This is a genomic window from Crenalkalicoccus roseus (genome assembly GCF_004761865.1).
Lineage (GTDB): Bacteria > Pseudomonadota > Alphaproteobacteria > Acetobacterales > Acetobacteraceae > Crenalkalicoccus > Crenalkalicoccus roseus.
This window is the reverse complement of record NZ_SJDM01000001.1, coordinates 125723-142282: the sequence shown is the minus strand read 5'-3', so window position 1 is coordinate 142282 and position 16560 is coordinate 125723. Positions and strand designations below refer to the sequence as shown.

Below are 16560 nucleotides of genomic sequence, written 5' to 3'. Positions count from 1 at the left end.
CGGAGGGGGACCGGGAGGAGACCGCATGATCACCCGCCGCGACCTGATGGCCGCCGCCGCCGCGCTGGCGGCGGCCGGCCTGCCCGCCCGCGCCCAGGAGCGCCCGACCCAGGAGGCGCTGCTGCGCTTCGATCCGCTCGGCCAGGTCACGCTCGTGCACGTGACCGACCTGCACGCCCAGCTCGTGCCGATGCATTTCCGCGAGGCGACGCTGAACGTCGGCGTCGGCGAGGCGCGCGGCCAGGTGCCGCACCTGACCGGGGAGGCGCTGCTCGCCCATTACCGCATCGCCCCCGGCACGCCGATGGCGCACGCCCTGACCGACCTCGACTTCGAGCGCCTCGCCCGCGCCTACGGACCGATGGGCGGGCTCGACCGCATCGTCGCGGTCATCCGCGCGATCCGCGCGGAGCGGCCGGACAACACCCTGGTGCTCGACGGCGGCGACACGCTGCAGGGAAGCTGGACCAGCCTGCAGACCCGCGGCGCCGACATGGCGGAGGCGCTCGGCGCCCTGACCGCCGACGCCACCACCGGCCACTGGGAGTTCACCTACGGCGCGGAGCGGGTGAAGGAGCTGGTGGCCGCCCTGCCCTGCCCCTTCCTCGCCGGCAACGTGCAGGACACGGAGTGGAACGAGGACGTGTTCGAGCACACGCGGATGTTCGAGCGCGGCGGGGTGAGGGTGGCGGTGATCGGCCAGGCCTTCCCCTACACGCCGATCGCCAATCCGCGCTGGCTGATCCCGGACTGGTCCTTCGGCATCCGCGAGGAGAGGCTGGCCGAGCGGGTGCGCGCGGCGCGGGCGGAGGGCGCGCAGCTCGTCGTGCTGCTCTCGCACAACGGCTTCGACGTGGATCGCAAGCTCGCCGCGCGGGTGCCGGGCATCGACGTGATCCTGACCGGCCACACCCACGACGCGCTGCCGGAGCCGCTGCGCGTCGGCGACACCCTGCTGGTGGCCAGCGGCTGCCACGGCAAGTTCGTCTCCCGCCTCGACCTCCGCATCGAGGGCGGGCGGGTGGCGGAGCACCGCCACGCCCTGATCCCGATCTTCGCCGAGAGCATCGTGCCGGACGAGGAGGCCGCCGCCCTGGTGCGGCGGCTGCGCGCCCCCTTCGCCGCCGACCTCTCCCGCGTGGTCGGCCGCACCGAGAGCCTGCTGACGCGCCGCGGCAACCTGAACGGCACCATGGACGACGTGATCTGCGCCGCGCTGATGCGCCAGCGCGACGCCGAGATCGCCCTCTCCCCCGGCTTCCGCTGGGGCTACACGCTGCTGCCGGGCAGCGACATCACCGCCGAGGACGTCTGGGCGCACACCGCCATCACCTACCCGGCCGCCTACCGCACCACCATGACCGGGGAGATGCTGAAGACGATCCTCGAGGATGTGGCGGACAACCTGTTCAACCCCGACCCCTACTACCAGCAGGGCGGGGACATGGTGCGCGTCGGCGGCCTCGGCTGGACGCTCGACGTCGCCGCGCCGGCGGGGCGGCGCATCTCCGGCCTGACGCTGCTGCGCACCGGCGAGCCCATCGAGGCGGCGCGGGACTACGTCGTGGCCGGCTGGGCCTCGGTGAACCAGGGCACGGAAGGGCCGCCGGTGTGGGAGGTGGTGTTCCGCCACCTGGCCGAGGGGCCGGTGCGCGCCGAACCCAACCCGCATCTCCGCCTGAAGGGGGCGTGAGGCAGGGCGATGGAAGTCGGCCTGGCCGGCGCGGTGCTGGCGGGGGCGCTGTCCTTCCTCAGCCCCTGCGTGCTGCCGCTGGTCATCCCCTATCTCGGCTTCCTCGGCGGCGTGACGCTGCGGGCCGCCCCCGGCGGGGCGGTGGCCGAGGTGCCGCACCGCGGCCGGGTGCTGGGGGCGGCGCTGTTCTTCGTGCTCGGCTTCGCCACCGTCTTCACCGCGCTCGGCGCGACGGCGAGCGCGCTGTCGCGCCTGCTCGCCGCGCACATGGACACGCTCGCCCTCCTCGCCGGCGCGGTGCTGATCCTGTTCGGCCTGCATTTCGCGGGCGTCCTGCGCATCGGCCTGCTGAACTACGAGCGGCGCTTCCACCCGAAGGCGCGGCCGGTCTCGCCGCTCGGCGCCTATGCGGTGGGCCTCGCCTTCGCCTTCGGCTGGACCCCCTGCGTCGGCCCGGTGCTGGCGGGCATCCTGACCCTGGCCGCGGGGCGCGACAGCGTGGCGGAGGGGGCGCTCCTGCTCTTCGCCTACGCGATGGGGATCGGCGTCCCCTTCCTGCTGGCCGCCGCCTTCGCCACCCCCTTCCTGCGCTTCCTCGGCCGCTTCCGCCGGCATTTCCGCGCCGTGGAGGTGGCGGTCGGCGCGCTCCTGGTGCTGACCGGGGTGCTGGTGATGACCGGCGGCTTCCAGGAGATCGGCGCCTGGATGCTGGACCGCTGGCCGGGGCTCGGGCGCTTCGGATGAGGCCGGGGGCGCTACCCCGCCCCGTTGCGGCGGCGCCACCAGGTGCGGAAGGGCGTGCCGTCGGCGTAGCCCCGCTCGGCGACGTAGGTGAAGAGGCCGAGGAATTCCGGCTTGCGCAGCAGCCCGTGCATGCGCGCGACCTCCGCCTCGTGCCCCGGCCGCGGGGCGGGCGGCGGCGCCTCGGGAAGGAAGACGATGGTGGGGGTGAAGGTCACGCGCCACTTGCGCGCCAGCGCCCGCTCCTCCAGCACCTCGCCGTCGAGGTCGGTGACGGGGCGGGCGCCGTGCAGGTCGAGCTGGATCAGGCGGAAGCGGGGGCGGATGAAGCCCTCGATCCCGGGTTGCGCCAGGTGGTCGGTGTGCATCTCGTGGCAGTAGGGGCAGCCACGCTGCTCGAACACCACGCCGAGGCGCAGCCCGGCGGCCCGCGCCTCCTCCAGGTCCTCGGGCAGGTTCAGGAAGGTCTCGGCGAACCAGTCCTGGGTGTAGCCGTGCTCGGTGCGCACCGGCGCGGCGCGCGCCGGCAGCGCGGCGAGCGCCAGCAGGGCGAGGGAGCGACGCCGCAGCGTCGCGGCGAAGGGGTTCATGGCATCCTCCCGCGCATCGTCGCGCCAGCATGTCATGGCGGCGGCGGGAGGGGTCAATGACCGCGCCGCGCCCCTCGCGCCTGCGTGCGCTCGGCGACGGCGCCACCATCCTGCTCGCCTCCGCGCTCGGGCTGGTGGTGGAAATCGTGGCGGGGCGGCTGCTGGCGCCGCATGTCGGCATGTCGCTGCACACCTGGACGGCGATCATCGCCGTGGTGCTGGGCGGCTTCTCGCTCGGCCACTGGTGGGGCGGGCGGCTCGCCGGCCCGGGCTGCGACCGGCGCACGGGGCACCGCCGCCTCGCCCTTCTGCTCGCGGGCTCGGCGGCGGCGACGCTCGCCGCCGTGCCGGCGCTGCGCTTCGCCGCGCCGCTGCTCGGCGGCGAGGGGGTGCACCCGCTTGCCGCCATCCTCGGCCTGGCGCTCGCCGCCTTCTTCGCCCCGAGCCTGCTGGTCGGCGCCGTCTCGCCCATCGTCACCAAGCTCGCCGTGGAGGAGGCGCCGCCGGGCCGGGTCGGGCCGGTGCTTGGGCGGCTGTTCGCCCTTTCGGCGCTGGGGGCGATCGCGGGCACGCTGGCCGCGGGCTTCCTGTTCGTCGCCTGGATCGGCTCGGCCGGCACTATGCTCGCCTGCGCCGCGCTCTACGGCCTGCTGGCGGCGGGCCATGCCGGGGCGGCGGCGGCGCTGGCGCGGCGCGCCGCCGCGGGGCTGCGCCTCGGCGCCGCGGCGGCGCTCGCGGCGCTGCTGCTGCCGGCGGGGGCGGCGCGCCTTCCCCCCTTCGCCAGCCCCTGCGACCGCGAGAGCGCCTATTTCTGCATCCGCGTCGTGGATCTGGCGGAGGCGGTCGGCCAGCCGGCGCGGCTGATGGTGCTCGACCACCTCGCGCATGGCGCCAATGTGCGCGACGACCCGACGCTGCTGGTGCAGCCCTATCTGCACCTGGTGGACGAGCTGATGGCGGCGCGCGGCCTGCCGGAGCGGCCGGCGGCCTTCTTCCTCGGCGGCGGCGCCTTCACCCTGCCGCGCGCCTGGGCCGCCGACCACCCCGAGGGACGCTTCCTGGTCGCCGAGCTCGACCCCGTGGTGGCCGAGACGGCGCGGCGCGACTTCTGGCTCGGGGACAGCCCGGCGCTCACCGTGCTCGCCGCCGACGGCAGGGCGGCCCTGCAGGCGCTGCCGGAGGGGCCGCGCTTCGACCTCATCCTCGCCGACGCCTTCCACGACATCGCCATGCCGGTGCACCTGGCGACGCGCGAGTGGCACCGCGCGGTGCGCGCGCGCCTCGCGCCCGGCGGCGCCTATGTGGCGAACGTGATGGAGGACAAGCGCGAGCCGCGCTTCCTGCTGGCGCTGGCGCGCACCCTGGCGCTCGACTTCCCGGTGGTGGAGGTGTGGGTGGAGATGGCCGAGGCGCCGGGGCGGCGCGTGACCTACCTGCTGCTCGCCTCCGACACGCCGAGCCCCGTCGCGCGGCTGGCCGCCCGGCGCGGGCCGGAGCGCGGCTGGGCGCGGCTGCCGCCCGGCTTCGTCGCCGCGCGCATCGCCGCCTCGGGCGTGCCGGTGCTGACCGACGACTACGCGCCGGTGGACCGGCTGATGGCGCATCTGATCCTGAGCAGGGAAGGGAGCGGACGATGACGAGGCAGGGGCGCACGCGGCGCGCGATCCTGGCGGCGCTGGCGGCGGTTCCGCTGGTCGCCTCGGGCGTGCGGGAGACGCCGCTCGCCGAGCCGAGGCCGACGATCGAGGCGCCGCGGCGCATCGTCGTCTCGCTGTCGGAGGGCGATCCGGAGCGGGCCAACGCGGTGTTCTCCAACCTGGTGAACATCCAGGGCTTCTACGGCCAGGACCTGGTGGAGATCATGGTCGTCGCCTACGGCCCCGGAGTGCGCCACCTGCTGCGCGAGCGGAGCCAAGTGGCGGAGCGGGTGGCCAGCCTGCAGGCCTACGACATCGCCTTCGTCGCCTGCGGCGCCACGCTCGACACGCTCGGCCTGGGGCCGGAGGCGGTGCTCGACGGCGTGCAGGTGGTGCAGAACGGCCTGCCGGAGGTGGTGGAGCGCCAGCTCATGGGCTGGATCCACCTGCGGCCGTAGGGCATGCCCCGTCCGGCCTGGACGGGTGCAGAGGCCCGCACGACCGGCGAGCCGGAGCATCTTCCAGACGTCCGCGATCCGCTCTAGCGCTCGCAGCGGATGAAGACGGTGCTGCGGTCGGCGATCTCGCCGACATCGGCGGCGCCGCGCTCCGCCCCGCGGCTCTCCGCCAGGGCGGGCTGCACCCCGGCGCGGCGCAGGAAGGCGAGGGCCGCCTCGCCCTGCACGGCGAAGTTCACGTTCTGCGCGATGTCGCCGATGCGCTGCGCCACGCGCTGCGCGTCGAGCTTCGAGACCACCACCCCCACCACATGGCCGTGCAGGTCGAGCAGCGGGCCGCCGGAATTGCCCGGCTGCACCGGGGCGCTGATCTGGTAGTGGCTGCGGTTGTTGCCGATTCCGGCAAGGCCGTTCACCTCGCCCCGCGTCAGCTTGGGGTCGGAGGAGAGCAGCCCGGCCAGCGGGAAGCCATAGGCCACCACCCCCTCGCCGCGGCGCACCGGCGGCGCCGACCGGAAGGCGAGGGCCGGCCCCTCCAGCCCGGGCACGGAGAGCAGCGCCAGGTCGAGTTCGGCATCCACCCGCACCGGCGGCACGGCGCCGAGCCAGCGTCCGTCCGGGGCGCGCAGCACCACGCGGTTGCAGCCGTTCACCACGTGCTGGTTGGTCAGCACCCGCTCGGGCGCCACCAGGAAGCCGCTGCCGGTGGAGACGGCGCGCGCCCGCGGGTTCGGCCGCTGCTCCGCCACCGCGGGGGCGGCGGGGCGGGCGATGGTGGTGGCCATCGTCACCTCCGGCTCGGCGCAGATGTCGCGGTCGCGCAGGATGGATTCGCGCCCGTCCGCCAGCACCAGGCGCAGGTCGAAGCGGCAGCCCGTGCCGGGGCCGGGGCGCACGCGGAACCCCGCCTCGGCACCGAGCGGCCGGTCCGGGCGCAGGAGGTTCGGCCCCCAATCGCCCTGCGCCCCGCGCGGGGAGCGCACGGCATGGAGCGCCGTCGCCTCCTGCCCGGTGCGGTTGAGGATGCGGAAGGGCTCGGCCTCCTGCGCCGCCGCCCCCGTGGCGGCGAGGCAGGAGAAGGCGATCAGGGCGGCGATCAGGCGGCGACGCATGGCGGCGCCCATGTCGGGATGCGGGCCGGCGGCGTCAATCCGCCCCCGGGCCGGCCGCCGGGCTGGACGGGGGCTTGACCCTCCCATAATGGGAACCCTCACCTGACGCGGCGGAGGATCAGGACCACGCCATGCCCGAAGCCGCAACCCTCGCCCCTTCCCGCCGGCCGCCGGATCGAACGCTCCCGGCCCTCTCCCTGCCGGTGGAGGGCATGACCTGCGCGAGCTGCGCCGGGCGGGTGGAGCGCGCGCTCGCCCGCGTGCCCGGCGTGGCGGAGGCGCGGGTGAACCTCGCCGCCGAGCGGGCGGAGGTGACGGGCGACGCGCCGCTGCCGGCGCTGGTCGAGGCGGTGGCGAAGGCCGGCTACGCGGTGCCGGAGACGCGCCTCGACCTCGCGATCGGCGGCATGACCTGCGCGAGCTGCGCCGGGCGGGTGGAGCGCGCGCTCGCCCGCGTGCCCGGCGTGCTGGAGGCGCGGGTGAACCTCGCCGCCGAGCGCGCCCATATCCGCGCCCTGCGCGGCGTGGACGAGGCGGCGCTCGCCGCCGCGGTGGCCCGCGCCGGTTACCGGGTGCTGCGGGCCGAGGCGCAGGGGGAGGAGGCGGAGGCCGCGCGCCACCGCCGCCAGCGCCGCGATCTCCTCCTCGCCGCGCTGCTCACCGCCCCCTTCCTGGCGGGCATGCTCGGCATGGCGCTGGGGCGGGACTGGATGCCGAACGGGTGGGTGCAGCTCGCCCTGGCGAGCCCGGTGCAGTTCTGGCTCGGCGCCCGCTTCTACCGCGCCGGCTGGGCGGCGCTGCGCGCCGGCACGGGCAACATGGACCTGCTGGTGGCGATGGGCACCACCGCCGCCTGGGGCCTCTCCACCTGGGTGCTGCTGACCCAGGGCGCGCACGCCAAGCACCACCTCTATTACGAGGCGAGCGCGGTCATCATCCTGTTCGTGCTGCTCGGCAAGCACCTGGAGGCGCGGGCGAAGCGCGCCACCGGCGCGGCCATCCGCGCCCTGCTGGAACTGCGCCCGCGCACCGCCCGCCGCCTCGGCGCGGAGGGGCGGGAGGAGGAGGTGGACAGCGCGCTGCTCGCCGTCGGCGACCGCGTCGTGGTCCGCCCCGGCGAGCGCATCCCGGCCGACGGCGTGGTGCTGGAGGGCCGCGCCGGGGTGGATGAGAGCCCGCTCACCGGCGAGAGCCGCGCCGTCGAGAAGGAGCCGGGCGACCGCGTCGCCACCGGCTCCATCGCCCTCGACGGGCGCCTCGTGATCGAGGCGCGGGCGATCGGCGCCGAGACGGTGCTGGCCCGCGTCGCCGCCCTCGTCGCCGCGGCGCAGGCGAGCCGGGCGCCGGTGCAGAAGCTGGTGGACCGGGTGAGCGCGGTCTTCGTCCCGGCGGTGGTGGCGGTCGCGGCGCTTGCCTTCCTCGGCTGGTGGCTGACCGGGGCGGGGGTGGAGGCGGCGGTGCTGAATGCCGTGGCGGTGCTGGTCATCGCCTGCCCCTGCGCCCTCGGCCTTGCCACCCCGGCCGCCATCATGGCGGGGACGGGGGCGGCGGCGCGGGCCGGCATCCTGCTGCGCGACGCCGAGGCGATCGAGCGGGCGCACGACGTAACGCTCGTCGCCTTCGACAAGACCGGCACGCTGACCGAAGGCCGGCCGCGCCTCGCCGCGCTGCACCCGGCGCCCGGCATCGCCGCGGCGGAGGCGCTCTCCCTCGCCGCCGCGCTGCAGGCGGGCAGCGAGCACCCGCTGGCACGGGCGGTGCTGGAGCGCCTCGGCGACGCCGCGCCGCCGCGCGCCGAGGAGTTCCGCGCCCTGCCCGGCCGCGGCGTGTCCGGCAGCGTGGCCGGGCGGCGCCTGCTGCTCGGCAGCCCGCGCCTGCTCGGGGAGAGCGGCGCCGAGCCCGGCCCCCTCGCCGAGGCGGCCGAAGCGGAGGCGGCGCAGGGCCGCACCACCGCCTGGCTGGTGGAGGCTGCGGACGGGGCCGCCCCGCGCGTGCTGGCCCTGCTCGCCTTCGAGGACGCGGAGAGGCCCGGCGCGGCCGCCGCCGTCGCCGGGCTGCGGCGGCTCGGCCTGCGCGTCGCGATGGTCAGCGGCGACAGCCGGGCGGCGGCGGAGGCGGTGGCGCGGCGGCTCGGCCTCGACGACGTCGCCGCCGAGGTGCTGCCGGCGGACAAGGCCGCGCGGGTGGCGGCCTGGAAGCGCCAGGGCCACCGCGTCGCCATGGTGGGCGACGGGGTGAACGACGCCCCGGCGCTCGCCGCCGCCGATCTTGGCATCGCCATGGGCACGGGGACGGACGTGGCGATCGAGGCCGCGGGCATCACCCTGCTGCGCGGCGACCCGGCGCTGGTTCCGGCGGCGATCCGGGTGACGCGGCGGACCTACGCCAAGATCCGCCAGAACCTGGTCTGGGCCTTCGCCTACAACACCCTCGGCATCCCCCTGGCCGCCCTCGGCTTCCTTTCCCCGCTTGTCGCCGGGGCGGCGATGGCGCTTTCCTCCGTCTCCGTGCTGGGCAATGCCCTGCTGCTGTCCCGCTGGAGGCCGCGGGCGGAGGGGGCGCCATGACCGCCCGCCCGCGGGCCGGCACGACGCATGGACGGGATGACGCACAGGATGAAGGGGGATCCGCCATGACCATCGGAGAGGCCGCCCGCGCCTCCGGCGTCTCGGAGAAGATGATCCGCCACTACGAGGCGATCCATCTCCTGCACCCGGCGCGCAGCGCCGGGGGATACCGCCTCTACACCCCCGCGGATGTCGCGGTGCTGCGCTTCATCCGCCATGCCCGCGAACTCGCCTTCCCGCTCGAGGACGTGCGCCGGCTGCTGGCGCTGTGGCGGGACCGCGGCCGGGCCAGCGCCGACGTGCGGCGCATCGCCCTCGACCATGTGGAGGCGCTGGAGGCGAAGGCGCGCTCCCTCTCCGCCGTCGCCGCCTCGCTGCGTCACCTGGCCGAGCACTGCCACGGCGACGAGCGGCCCGACTGCCCCATCCTCGACGAGCTGGAAGGACGCCATGGCGACGGTTGCGCTGAAGGTCGAAGGCATGAGCTGCCAGCACTGCGTGCGGGCGATCACCGCCGCCATACGGGAACGGGACCCGGCGGCCGAGGTGCGGGTGGATCTCGCGGCCGGCACCGTGCACGCCGAGACCAGCCTGCCGCGTGAGGCGGTGGCGGCGGCGGTGGCGGCGGAAGGCTACACCGTGGCCGGCTGAACCCACCGCGCCGGAAAGCCGCGCCCTTCCGTGTCGCGGCGCTTGATTCTCACGCCTTCGCGATACTAATGGTTGAGCCCTGCCGGGACCTTCCGGCCTTGGGGGGAATGCCATGGTGAGGGGGGGCGGCGCCATCGCGTGGTGGCGCGGCGCGGTCATCTACCAAGTCTATCCTCGAAGCTTCGCCGATTCGAACGGGGACGGCATCGGCGACCTGCCGGGGCTGATCGGGCGGCTCGACCACATCGCCTCGCTCGGCGTGGACGCGATCTGGGTCTGCCCCTTCTACCCCTCGCCGCAGCGGGATTTCGGCTACGACGTGGCCGACCACTGCGCGGTGGACCCGGCCTTCGGCTCGCTCGCCGACGCCGACCGGCTGATCGAGGCGGCCCATGCGCGGGGGCTGCGCGTGCTGCTCGACCTGGTGGGCGGGCACACCTCGGACCACCACCCCTGGTTCGAGGCCAGCCGGCGCAGCCGCTCCGCGCCCACCGCCGACTGGTACGTCTGGGCCGATCCGGCGCCGGACGGCACGCCGCCCAACAACTGGCTCAGCGTCTTCGGCGGCTCCGCCTGGGCGTGGGAGCCGCGGCGGCGGCAGTACTACCTGCACCATTTCCTCGCCAGCCAGCCGACGCTCAACCTGCACAACGAGGCGGTGGTGGAGGCCCTGCTCGGCATCGCCCGCTTCTGGCTGGAGCGCGGCGCCGACGGCTTCCGCATCGACGCGGTGGATTTCCTGGCCCATGACCCGGCGCTGCGCAGCAACCCGCCGCTGCCGCCGGCGGGCGGGGTGCCGGCCAAGCTGTTCGGCCTGCAGCAGCACCTGCACGACATGATGCACCCGGCCGCCTTCGCGCTGCTGCGCCGGCTGCGCGCGCTGCTCGACGCCTATCCGGGCGCGGTGGCGCTGGGCGAGGTCTCCTCGCAGGAGGGCGCGTTCGAGCGCATCGCCGCCTACACGGAGGGCGATGCGCACCTGCACATGGCCTACACGCTGCGCCCGCTGCGCAACGGCTTCGACCATCCGACGGTGGCGGCACTGCTGCAGGACGCCATCGCCACCTGCGCGCGCGGCTGGCCCTGCCTCTCCTTCTCCAACCACGACGTGGAGCGCGCCGCCAGCCGCTGGGCGCCGGGCGGCGTGGCCGACCCGCGCTTCACCCGCCTCGCCCTCGGCCTGCTGCTGAGCCTGCCGGGCAGCGTCTGCCTCTACCAGGGCGAGGAGCTCGGCCTGCCCGACGCGGTGCTGCGCGAGGAGGAGATTCGCGACCCCTTCGGCATGACTTACTGGCCGGAGTTCAAGGGCCGCGACGGCAGCCGCACGCCCATGCCCTGGCGGCCGGACGCGCCGCATGCCGGCTTCACCACCGGCACCCCCTGGCTGCCGGTGCCGGAGGCGCACCGCGCCATGGCCGCGGCGGCGCAGGAGGCGGATCCGCACAGCACCTTGCACTTCTGCCGCCACCTGCTGGCGCTGCGCCGCGCCGAGCCGGCGCTGCGCCGGGGCGAGGCGGTGCCGCTGGCGCTGCGGGCGCCGCTGCTCGGCTTCGTCCGCCGCGAGGCGGCACGCAGCCTGACAGTGCTGTGCAACCTCTCGCCCGAGACGGTGCCGCTGCCGCCGACGCTGCACGGCCTTGCGCCGCTGGCCGGGGCGGTGGAGGGGTCGGCGCTGCCGCCTTTCGGCTTCGCCATCCTCGCCCCGGTCTCGCAGGCCGCGGCGGCGTGGCCGGTGCCGGAAGGCGCGCTGACAGGCTGAGGGCTTCCGCCCCGCGACGGGGGCCTCAAGCCGTCTCCGCGGGCGCGCCCGAGGGAAAACGGCCCTGCAGCGTGCTCCGCTTCGGCGGATCAGGCTTCCGTCCTTCATCGGGCGGCCGAGCGCCGCTCCCGCCCGCGCGGATCGGGCGCCAGGGCATGTTCCGTTCGCCCTGGCTCACGGCCAATGCTCCGGCTCGTCGATCGTGCGGGCATCCTCACCCGTTCAGGCGAGGCCGCCCGAACGGGATCCGCTCTAGCGCCCGCGACGCAGGGTGCTGCGCAGCTCCGCCTCCAGCCGGGCGAGCGCATCGGCGAAGGCTGCCGTCATCGCCGCCGCGGCATCGGCCGGGGCCACCCGCTCCGCGGCGCCGCCCGGCAGCGGCGCCGTTCCCTCGGGCAGGAACTGGCCGCGGATGCGCACCTCCTGCCCCCCCTCGCCGCCCTGCAGCAGCAGCAGCGACAGGCCGGCGCGGGCCACCCCGGCGGCGGGGTCGGCCTGCAGGCGGATCAGCTCCCCCTCCATGGTCAGGTCCGGGCGTAGGCGGGAGCCGGGAACGACCACGGCCGAGAACAGGCCGCTCGCGGCGAGCCAGCGGCGCAGCGCCTCCTCCGCCAGCTCGGCGGGCGGGGCGGCCCATTCGCTCCAGAACTCCGTCGTCACCGTGCCGTCCGGCCGGGCGATCTGCAGCCCTCGCGCGTCGAGCCCGGGCGCGCCGCGCAGCGAGCGCACCAGCAGCACCGGCGCGCCGGAGGGGGGCGGCACCCGCTCCGGCCGCTCCACCTCGAGCGCGAAGCGGCGCACCTCCTGGTAGGGGCGCTGCGGCAGCACGGTGCAGGCGCCGAGGGCGAGCGGCAGCAGCAGGGCGGCGCGGCGCGTCTTGTCTCTCATCGTCGTCCTTCCGGCGGGGGCGGCGCCCCGAAGATCGCCTGGCCCGGGTAGCGGCGCAGCAACTCGGTCGCGTCGCGCAGGTTGCCGATGGCGGTGCGCATGTCGCGCAGAATCGGCACCAGGTCGGCCTGCAGGTCGGTGGAGGCGGACCGCGCCGTGCGCACCCCGGCCTCGATCGAGGCGAGGGTGGCCGGCAGGCGCTGCGCCGCCCGGCGCAGCTCCGCCGCCGCGGCCGAGGCGTTGGCGAGAAGCTGGCGCAGCTCCTCGCTTTCCGCGACCGCCCGCGCCCCGGCGGCGGCGGCGCGCAGCTCGGCCATCGCCTCGGCGGCACTGGCCAGGGTGGCGTGCACCTCCTCGCTCGCCAGCAGGGCGCGCGCCTCCGCGGCGACGCCGCGCAGCTCGGCGAGGGTGGCGGGGATGTCGGCGCGCTCCACCTCGCCCCGCAGGTCGCGCAGCAGCTCCGCGGCCTCGCGCACCACCACCGCCAGCTCGCCCTCCCGCGTCTGCTCGCGCAGCTCGGTGACGAAGCCGTTGATGTTGGCGAGCAGCCCGGGCAGGTCCGCCGCGTCCAGGCGCTGCAGCAGCACCTGCGCCGCGTCCTGCACCTGCGCCACGGTGGAGGGGATGGAGGGGATGTAGGGGAAGCGCGGCGTCCAGGGCGGCGGCGGCGGCGGCGGGAACCGCTCCGGATCCACGAAGTCGAGCTCGATGTAGTTCACCCCGGTGATGCCCTGCGCGGCGAGGCGGGCGCGCAGGCCGATGCGCACCGCCTCCTCGAGCGAGGGCGCGCCGGCGCCGATGCGCGTGTTGTCCACGGTGAAGCGCACCAGCACGCGCTGGAAGGCGGCGAGGAAGGGGCCGCCCTCGGGCCGGCGGTACTCGGCCGAGACCAGGCCGATCTCGGCCACCCGGCCGACGGCGACGCCGCGGTAGCGCACCGCGGCGCCGACATCGAGCCCCTGCACCGATTCCTGGATGTAGGTCTCGTAGATCTCGGCGCCGCGCGCGAAGCGGTCGGCGGTGAGGAACAGCACGAAGCCCACCGCCAGCGCCAGCCCGGCGACCACCAGCGTGCCCACGCGCAGATAGAGGCGCTGCGTTTGCGGCATGGCTATCCCTCGTCAGGGGTTCGGGGGCGCCGCCCGCTCATGCCATCGCCTCCCGCCGGAAGAAGGCGCGGACCACGGGGTCGGTGCTGGTCTCGCGCAGCGCGCGCGGATCGCCCTCGGCGATCACGCCGCGCGCCGCCTTGTCCAGCATGATGCAGCGGTCGCCGATCGCCAGGATGGACTGCAGCTCGTGCGTCACCACGACGAAGGTGGTGCCGAGCTCGCGCGCGAGCTCGAGGATCAGCGCGTCGAGGCCGGCCGAGGTGATCGGGTCGAGCCCGGCCGAGGGCTCGTCGAGGAACAGGATCGGCGGGTCGAGCGCCATCGCCCGGGCGATGCCGGCGCGCTTGGCCATGCCGCCCGAGATCTCCGCCGGCAGCCGCCCCGCGGCGTCGGCGAGGCCGACGAGGCCGAGCTTGGCGCGCGCCACCAGGGCGCGGGCCTCGGCCGGCAGGGCGGTGTGCTCCTCGAGCGGCACCTCCACGTTCTCGGCCAGGGTGAGGGAGCCGAACAGCGCGCCCGACTGCCACATCACCCCGATGCGCCGCAGCAGCGCCCGGCGCGCCTCGCCGGCCAGCGCGGCGAGGTCCTGGCCGAGGATCTCCACCGTGCCCTCGGCCGGCGGGTAGAGGCCGATCATGTGCTTGAGCAGGGTGGACTTGCCGCAGCCAGAGCCGCCGAGGATGACGAACACCTCGCCGCGGCGCACCTCGAAGGAGACGTGCTCGAACACCGTGTTGCCGCCGAAGCGGGCGGCGAGGTCGCGCACGCGGATCACCGGCTCCGCCCCCGCCATCACAGACCCAGCCGGAAGAACAGCACGGCGAAGACCCCGTCCAGCACCACGATGCCGACGATGCCGCCGACCACCGCCGCGGTCGCCGCATCGCCCACCGCCCGCGGGCCGCGCCCGGCGGCGAGCCCGGCGCGGCAGCCGATGAAGCCGATGGCGAGGCCGAACACCGCCGCCTTGAACAGCCCCCCGAGCAGGTCGCCGAGGGAGAGCGCCTCGCGGAGCTGGTTCACCACCGCCACGGGCGGGAAGCCGAGGGTGGCCATCACCCCCCCCATGCCGACCAGCCCCGCCAGGTTCAGCACCAGCGCCAGCACCGGCATCACCAGCATCGCCGCCAGCACCCGCGGCAGCACCAGCCAGGCGATGGGCTCGATGCCCATCACGCGCAGCGCGTCCACCTCCTCGTTCACCGTCATGGTGCCGAGCTCGGCGGCATAGGCGCTGCCGGTGCGCCCGGCCAGGATCACGGCGGCCATCAGCGGCCCGAGTTCGCGCAGCAGGGAGATGCCGACCAGCATCGGGATGAACACCTCGGCCCCGAACTGGCGCATCGGCACCGAGGACTGGAAGGCGAGGATCAGCCCGATCAGCACGCCGAGCAGCAGGGCGAGGGGGAAGGCGCGCAGCCCCGCCTCGTCCAGGTGGCGCAGCACCTCGCTTGCGCGCAGCCGCCAGGGGCGGCGCAGGGTGCCGAGGCCGGCGATCACCGCCTCGCCGAGGAAGGCGAGCTGGCCGAGCAGCCCCTCGCCCCGCCGCAGCGTCGCCCGCCCGAGCAGGCCGAGCCAGGGCAGGCGGGGCGGCGGGGCGGGGGGCGGGACGAGCAGGGCCTGGCGGGTGCGGTCGAGCATCGCCCGCAGGGCGGGCTCGGCGGGGCCTTCCCAGCGCGCCTCCCCGGCGTGGCGCTCGAGGCGCAGCAGCAGCACCGCGCCGGCGGTGTCGAGGCCGGAGAGGCCGGAGAGGTCGAGGATGAGCGGCTGCCCCGGCCGCACCGCCCGCGTCGCCTCGGGCCAGAGCCGCGCCACCGCGGCGGCGTCGAGCCGCCCGGCGAAGGCGAGGCGCACGCCGCCACCCTCCGGCGAGGCCGCGAAGCGCGTCGGGCGGTCGGTGTCGGGCAACATCAACGCTGCTGCAATTCCTGCGTTGGGGGCGGGCCAGGGCGGCGGCGGTTCTCCCGCCGCGTCACATGGCGGGGCGGCCCTGGCGTAAGCTCGTATATGGGCTCCCGGCAAAATCTACCACCGGTTCCGCGCGGCCAGGCGGCGCCGGCAGAAGGGCAGTGGAGACAGGTGGCATATGGTTGGGATTCCTGCGGCGTGCAGCCCGGTCCGGGGCGCCCCTCTCCGTGCCGCGCGGGCGCGGGCCGTCTGCCTGGCGCTCCTCCTGCTCGCCCTCGGCGGCTGCTCGACGGGTTACGCGCAGCTCTCCGGCGCCGCCGCGACGCTGAACCGCGAGGTGGCGACGCTGCAGGACGACATGGTGCTGCGCAACATCCTGCGGCGCAGCGCCGGCCAGCCGGCGCATTTCTCCAGCCTGCCGCTGATCCGCGGCCGCAACCGCTTCACCACCAGCGTCGGGCTGACGCTGCCCTTCGGCCGCGGCGGCAACGCGCGCACCCTCTTCGAGCCCGCCGTCGAGGCCGAGATCGGGCCCGGCTTCGACTACGCGACGCTCTACAACGACCAGTTCCTGGGCCCGATGCGCGCGCCGGTCAGCATGGAGACGCTCGCCGCCTTCCTGCGCACCGGCCGGAGCCGGGAGGCGATCCTGACCACCGCCATCGGCGGCATCCGCTGGCGCGACGGGGCCGGAACGCGGAGCTACGTCAACGATCCCGAGAACCCGGCCGGGTTCGCCGCCTTCCAGCAGCGCCTGGAGCGCCTGATGGACCAGGGGCTGACGACGGAGGTGGCGCTCCTCGTGCGCAACGTCAGCCCGCCCTTCCCGCTGGACCAGACGCCCGTGCTCGGCGAGCTCGGCATCGCGCAGCGCGAGGGCCTGATGACCGAGGAACTCCCCCGCGAACCGGGCGAGCGCACGCGGCGCTTCCAGCTCCGCCGCCTCGACGAGGGCCGGCGCTTCTGCTTCGCCGCGCCGCGGGAGAGGCTGAAGGTGCTCGCCCGCTGCGGCGGCGCCCCGGGCGAGTGGCGGCCGCGCTTCCAGCACGGCGACCCGCGCGCCTTCGGCGGCACCTCGCCGGTGGTCTTCGACGCCGGGGCGGAGGGGCGGATCGAGATCGAGCTGCGCTCGCCGCTCGAGATGCTCGACTATCTCGGCGCCCTCGTGCGGCTCGGCCCGGAGCGGGGCCCGATGGTGCGGCGGGCGGACGGCGCCCGGATGCCGCTCTTCGTGGTGGAGCCCTGGGCGCCCGGCCGGCCCGCCCTGGCCGCCACCGCGCTGCACGGGCGGCGCCATGTCATCCCGGCCGGCGAGGCCGGCGGGCATTCGGGCGAGGCCTTCTCCTTCCTCGTCCATCTGGTAGGGACGGCGCAATCGGTGCTGAACGTGCCGATGACGGGGGTGGTGGTGGGCGATTGACCTCGGCGGCCCGAATGCCTGGCG

At 75.8% G+C, this 16560-nt stretch carries 14 protein-coding genes and 1 pseudogene; 9 read left to right on the top strand and 6 right to left on the bottom strand.

The genetic code is table 11. The features are described 5' to 3' along the window. The first annotated feature begins 25 nt into the window (after positions 1 to 25). Entirely contained in the window at positions 26 to 1693 is a 1668-nt protein-coding gene (gene soxB, locus ET526_RS00640) for a thiosulfohydrolase SoxB (RefSeq protein WP_135465724.1), read from the top strand. 9 nt (positions 1694 to 1702) lie between these two features. Then, positions 1703 to 2437: a cytochrome c biogenesis CcdA family protein gene (locus tag ET526_RS00635; RefSeq protein WP_135465723.1), complete on the top strand. Its 735-nt coding sequence runs from the start codon at positions 1703 to 1705 to the stop codon at positions 2435 to 2437. A gap of 11 nt (positions 2438 to 2448) precedes the next feature. Here ET526_RS00635 and ET526_RS00630 read toward each other — a convergent pair whose 3' ends face one another. Beyond that, entirely contained in the window at positions 2449 to 3024 is a 576-nt protein-coding gene (locus tag ET526_RS00630; protein ID WP_135465722.1) for a thioredoxin family protein, read from the bottom strand. Between the two features lie 56 nt (positions 3025 to 3080). Here ET526_RS00630 and ET526_RS00625 point away from each other — a divergent pair, with 56 nt between their 5' ends. Both ET526_RS00625 and ET526_RS00620 read left to right on the top strand, forming a co-directional pair. After that, complete coding sequence (locus ET526_RS00625; protein WP_135465721.1) at positions 3081 to 4661, top strand: fused MFS/spermidine synthase; 1581 nt, start codon at positions 3081 to 3083, stop codon at positions 4659 to 4661. Further along, a complete protein-coding gene (locus ET526_RS00620; RefSeq protein ID WP_135465720.1) occupies positions 4658 to 5119 on the top strand; it encodes a DsrE family protein in 462 nt (153 codons plus the stop codon). Before ET526_RS00625 ends, ET526_RS00620 begins: the two co-directional genes overlap by 4 nt. A gap of 83 nt (positions 5120 to 5202) precedes the next feature. Here the strand turns inward: ET526_RS00620 and ET526_RS00615 are convergent, their stop codons facing one another. Continuing rightward, positions 5203 to 6231, bottom strand: a complete 1029-nt coding sequence (locus ET526_RS00615) for a trypsin-like peptidase domain-containing protein (protein ID WP_240048194.1) — start codon at positions 6229 to 6231, stop codon at positions 5203 to 5205. A 131-nt stretch (positions 6232 to 6362) separates the two neighbouring features. Here ET526_RS00615 and ET526_RS00610 point away from each other — a divergent pair, with 131 nt between their 5' ends. The 4 genes and pseudogenes from ET526_RS00610 to ET526_RS00600 all read left to right on the top strand — a co-directional run bounded on the left by ET526_RS00610 (position 6363) and on the right by ET526_RS00600 (position 11208). Further along, the gene (locus ET526_RS00610; protein WP_135465718.1) at positions 6363 to 8798 is read left to right on the top strand and encodes a heavy metal translocating P-type ATPase; all 2436 of its coding nucleotides are present in this window, start codon (positions 6363 to 6365) and stop codon (positions 8796 to 8798) included. Beyond that, a pseudogene (locus ET526_RS21825) lies at positions 8795 to 9172 on the top strand (MerR family transcriptional regulator); the annotation flags it as partial. The gene ET526_RS00610 and the pseudogene ET526_RS21825, both read left to right, overlap by 4 nt. Continuing rightward, entirely contained in the window at positions 9120 to 9449 is a 330-nt protein-coding gene (locus ET526_RS22505; protein WP_338025312.1) for a cation transporter, read from the top strand. The pseudogene ET526_RS21825 and the gene ET526_RS22505, both read left to right, overlap by 53 nt. 112 nt (positions 9450 to 9561) lie before the next feature. Next, on the top strand, positions 9562 to 11208 hold the full coding sequence (locus ET526_RS00600; protein ID WP_135465716.1) for an alpha-amylase family glycosyl hydrolase: 1647 nt from the start codon (positions 9562 to 9564) through the stop codon (positions 11206 to 11208). A gap of 252 nt (positions 11209 to 11460) precedes the next feature. Here the strand turns inward: ET526_RS00600 and ET526_RS00595 are convergent, their stop codons facing one another. The 4 genes from ET526_RS00595 to ET526_RS00580 are packed head-to-tail and all read right to left on the bottom strand — an operon-like array spanning position 11461 to position 15119. Beyond that, the gene (locus ET526_RS00595; protein ID WP_135465715.1) at positions 11461 to 12096 is read right to left on the bottom strand and encodes an ABC-type transport auxiliary lipoprotein family protein; all 636 of its coding nucleotides are present in this window, start codon (positions 12094 to 12096) and stop codon (positions 11461 to 11463) included. After that, positions 12093 to 13205, bottom strand: coding sequence for an MlaD family protein (locus ET526_RS00590; protein ID WP_135465714.1), 1113 nt, complete (start codon positions 13203 to 13205; stop codon positions 12093 to 12095). Before ET526_RS00590 ends, ET526_RS00595 begins: the two co-directional genes overlap by 4 nt. A gap of 37 nt (positions 13206 to 13242) precedes the next feature. Continuing rightward, positions 13243 to 14001: an ABC transporter ATP-binding protein gene (locus ET526_RS00585; RefSeq protein WP_135465713.1), complete on the bottom strand. Its 759-nt coding sequence runs from the start codon at positions 13999 to 14001 to the stop codon at positions 13243 to 13245. Continuing rightward, the gene (locus ET526_RS00580) at positions 14001 to 15119 is read right to left on the bottom strand and encodes an ABC transporter permease (protein WP_135465712.1); all 1119 of its coding nucleotides are present in this window, start codon (positions 15117 to 15119) and stop codon (positions 14001 to 14003) included. Before ET526_RS00580 ends, ET526_RS00585 begins: the two co-directional genes overlap by 1 nt. 175 nt (positions 15120 to 15294) lie before the next feature. Between ET526_RS00580 and ET526_RS00575 the strand changes: the two genes are divergently transcribed. Then, positions 15295 to 16536 (top strand): hypothetical protein, encoded by a 1242-nt coding sequence (locus tag ET526_RS00575; protein WP_135465711.1) that lies wholly within the window; start codon positions 15295 to 15297, stop codon positions 16534 to 16536. Positions 16537 to 16560 lie beyond the last annotated feature (24 nt).

Excerpts from the sequence above, each read along its gene's own strand:
- ET526_RS00635 (WP_135465723.1), top strand. The coding sequence starts at position 1,703 with ATGGAAGTCGGCCTGGCCGGCGCGGTGCTGGCGGGGGCGCTGTCCTTC.
- ET526_RS00615 (WP_240048194.1), bottom strand. The coding sequence starts at position 6,231 with ATGCGTCGCCGCCTGATCGCCGCCCTGATCGCCTTCTCCTGCCTCGCC.
- ET526_RS00630 (WP_135465722.1), bottom strand. The coding sequence starts at position 3,024 with ATGAACCCCTTCGCCGCGACGCTGCGGCGTCGCTCCCTCGCCCTGCTG.
- ET526_RS00580 (WP_135465712.1), bottom strand. The coding sequence starts at position 15,119 with ATGTTGCCCGACACCGACCGCCCGACGCGCTTCGCGGCCTCGCCGGAG.
- ET526_RS00575 (WP_135465711.1), top strand. The coding sequence starts at position 15,295 with ATGGTTGGGATTCCTGCGGCGTGCAGCCCGGTCCGGGGCGCCCCTCTC.
- ET526_RS00595 (WP_135465715.1), bottom strand. The coding sequence starts at position 12,096 with ATGAGAGACAAGACGCGCCGCGCCGCCCTGCTGCTGCCGCTCGCCCTC.
- ET526_RS00600 (WP_135465716.1), top strand. The coding sequence starts at position 9,562 with ATGGTGAGGGGGGGCGGCGCCATCGCGTGGTGGCGCGGCGCGGTCATC.
- ET526_RS00625 (WP_135465721.1), top strand. The coding sequence starts at position 3,081 with ATGACCGCGCCGCGCCCCTCGCGCCTGCGTGCGCTCGGCGACGGCGCC.
- ET526_RS00610 (WP_135465718.1), top strand. The coding sequence starts at position 6,363 with ATGCCCGAAGCCGCAACCCTCGCCCCTTCCCGCCGGCCGCCGGATCGA.
- ET526_RS00620 (WP_135465720.1), top strand. The coding sequence starts at position 4,658 with ATGACGAGGCAGGGGCGCACGCGGCGCGCGATCCTGGCGGCGCTGGCG.
- ET526_RS00590 (WP_135465714.1), bottom strand. The coding sequence starts at position 13,205 with ATGCCGCAAACGCAGCGCCTCTATCTGCGCGTGGGCACGCTGGTGGTC.
- soxB (WP_135465724.1), top strand. The coding sequence starts at position 26 with ATGATCACCCGCCGCGACCTGATGGCCGCCGCCGCCGCGCTGGCGGCG.
- ET526_RS22505 (WP_338025312.1), top strand. The coding sequence starts at position 9,120 with ATGTGGAGGCGCTGGAGGCGAAGGCGCGCTCCCTCTCCGCCGTCGCCG.
- ET526_RS00585 (WP_135465713.1), bottom strand. The coding sequence starts at position 14,001 with ATGGCGGGGGCGGAGCCGGTGATCCGCGTGCGCGACCTCGCCGCCCGC.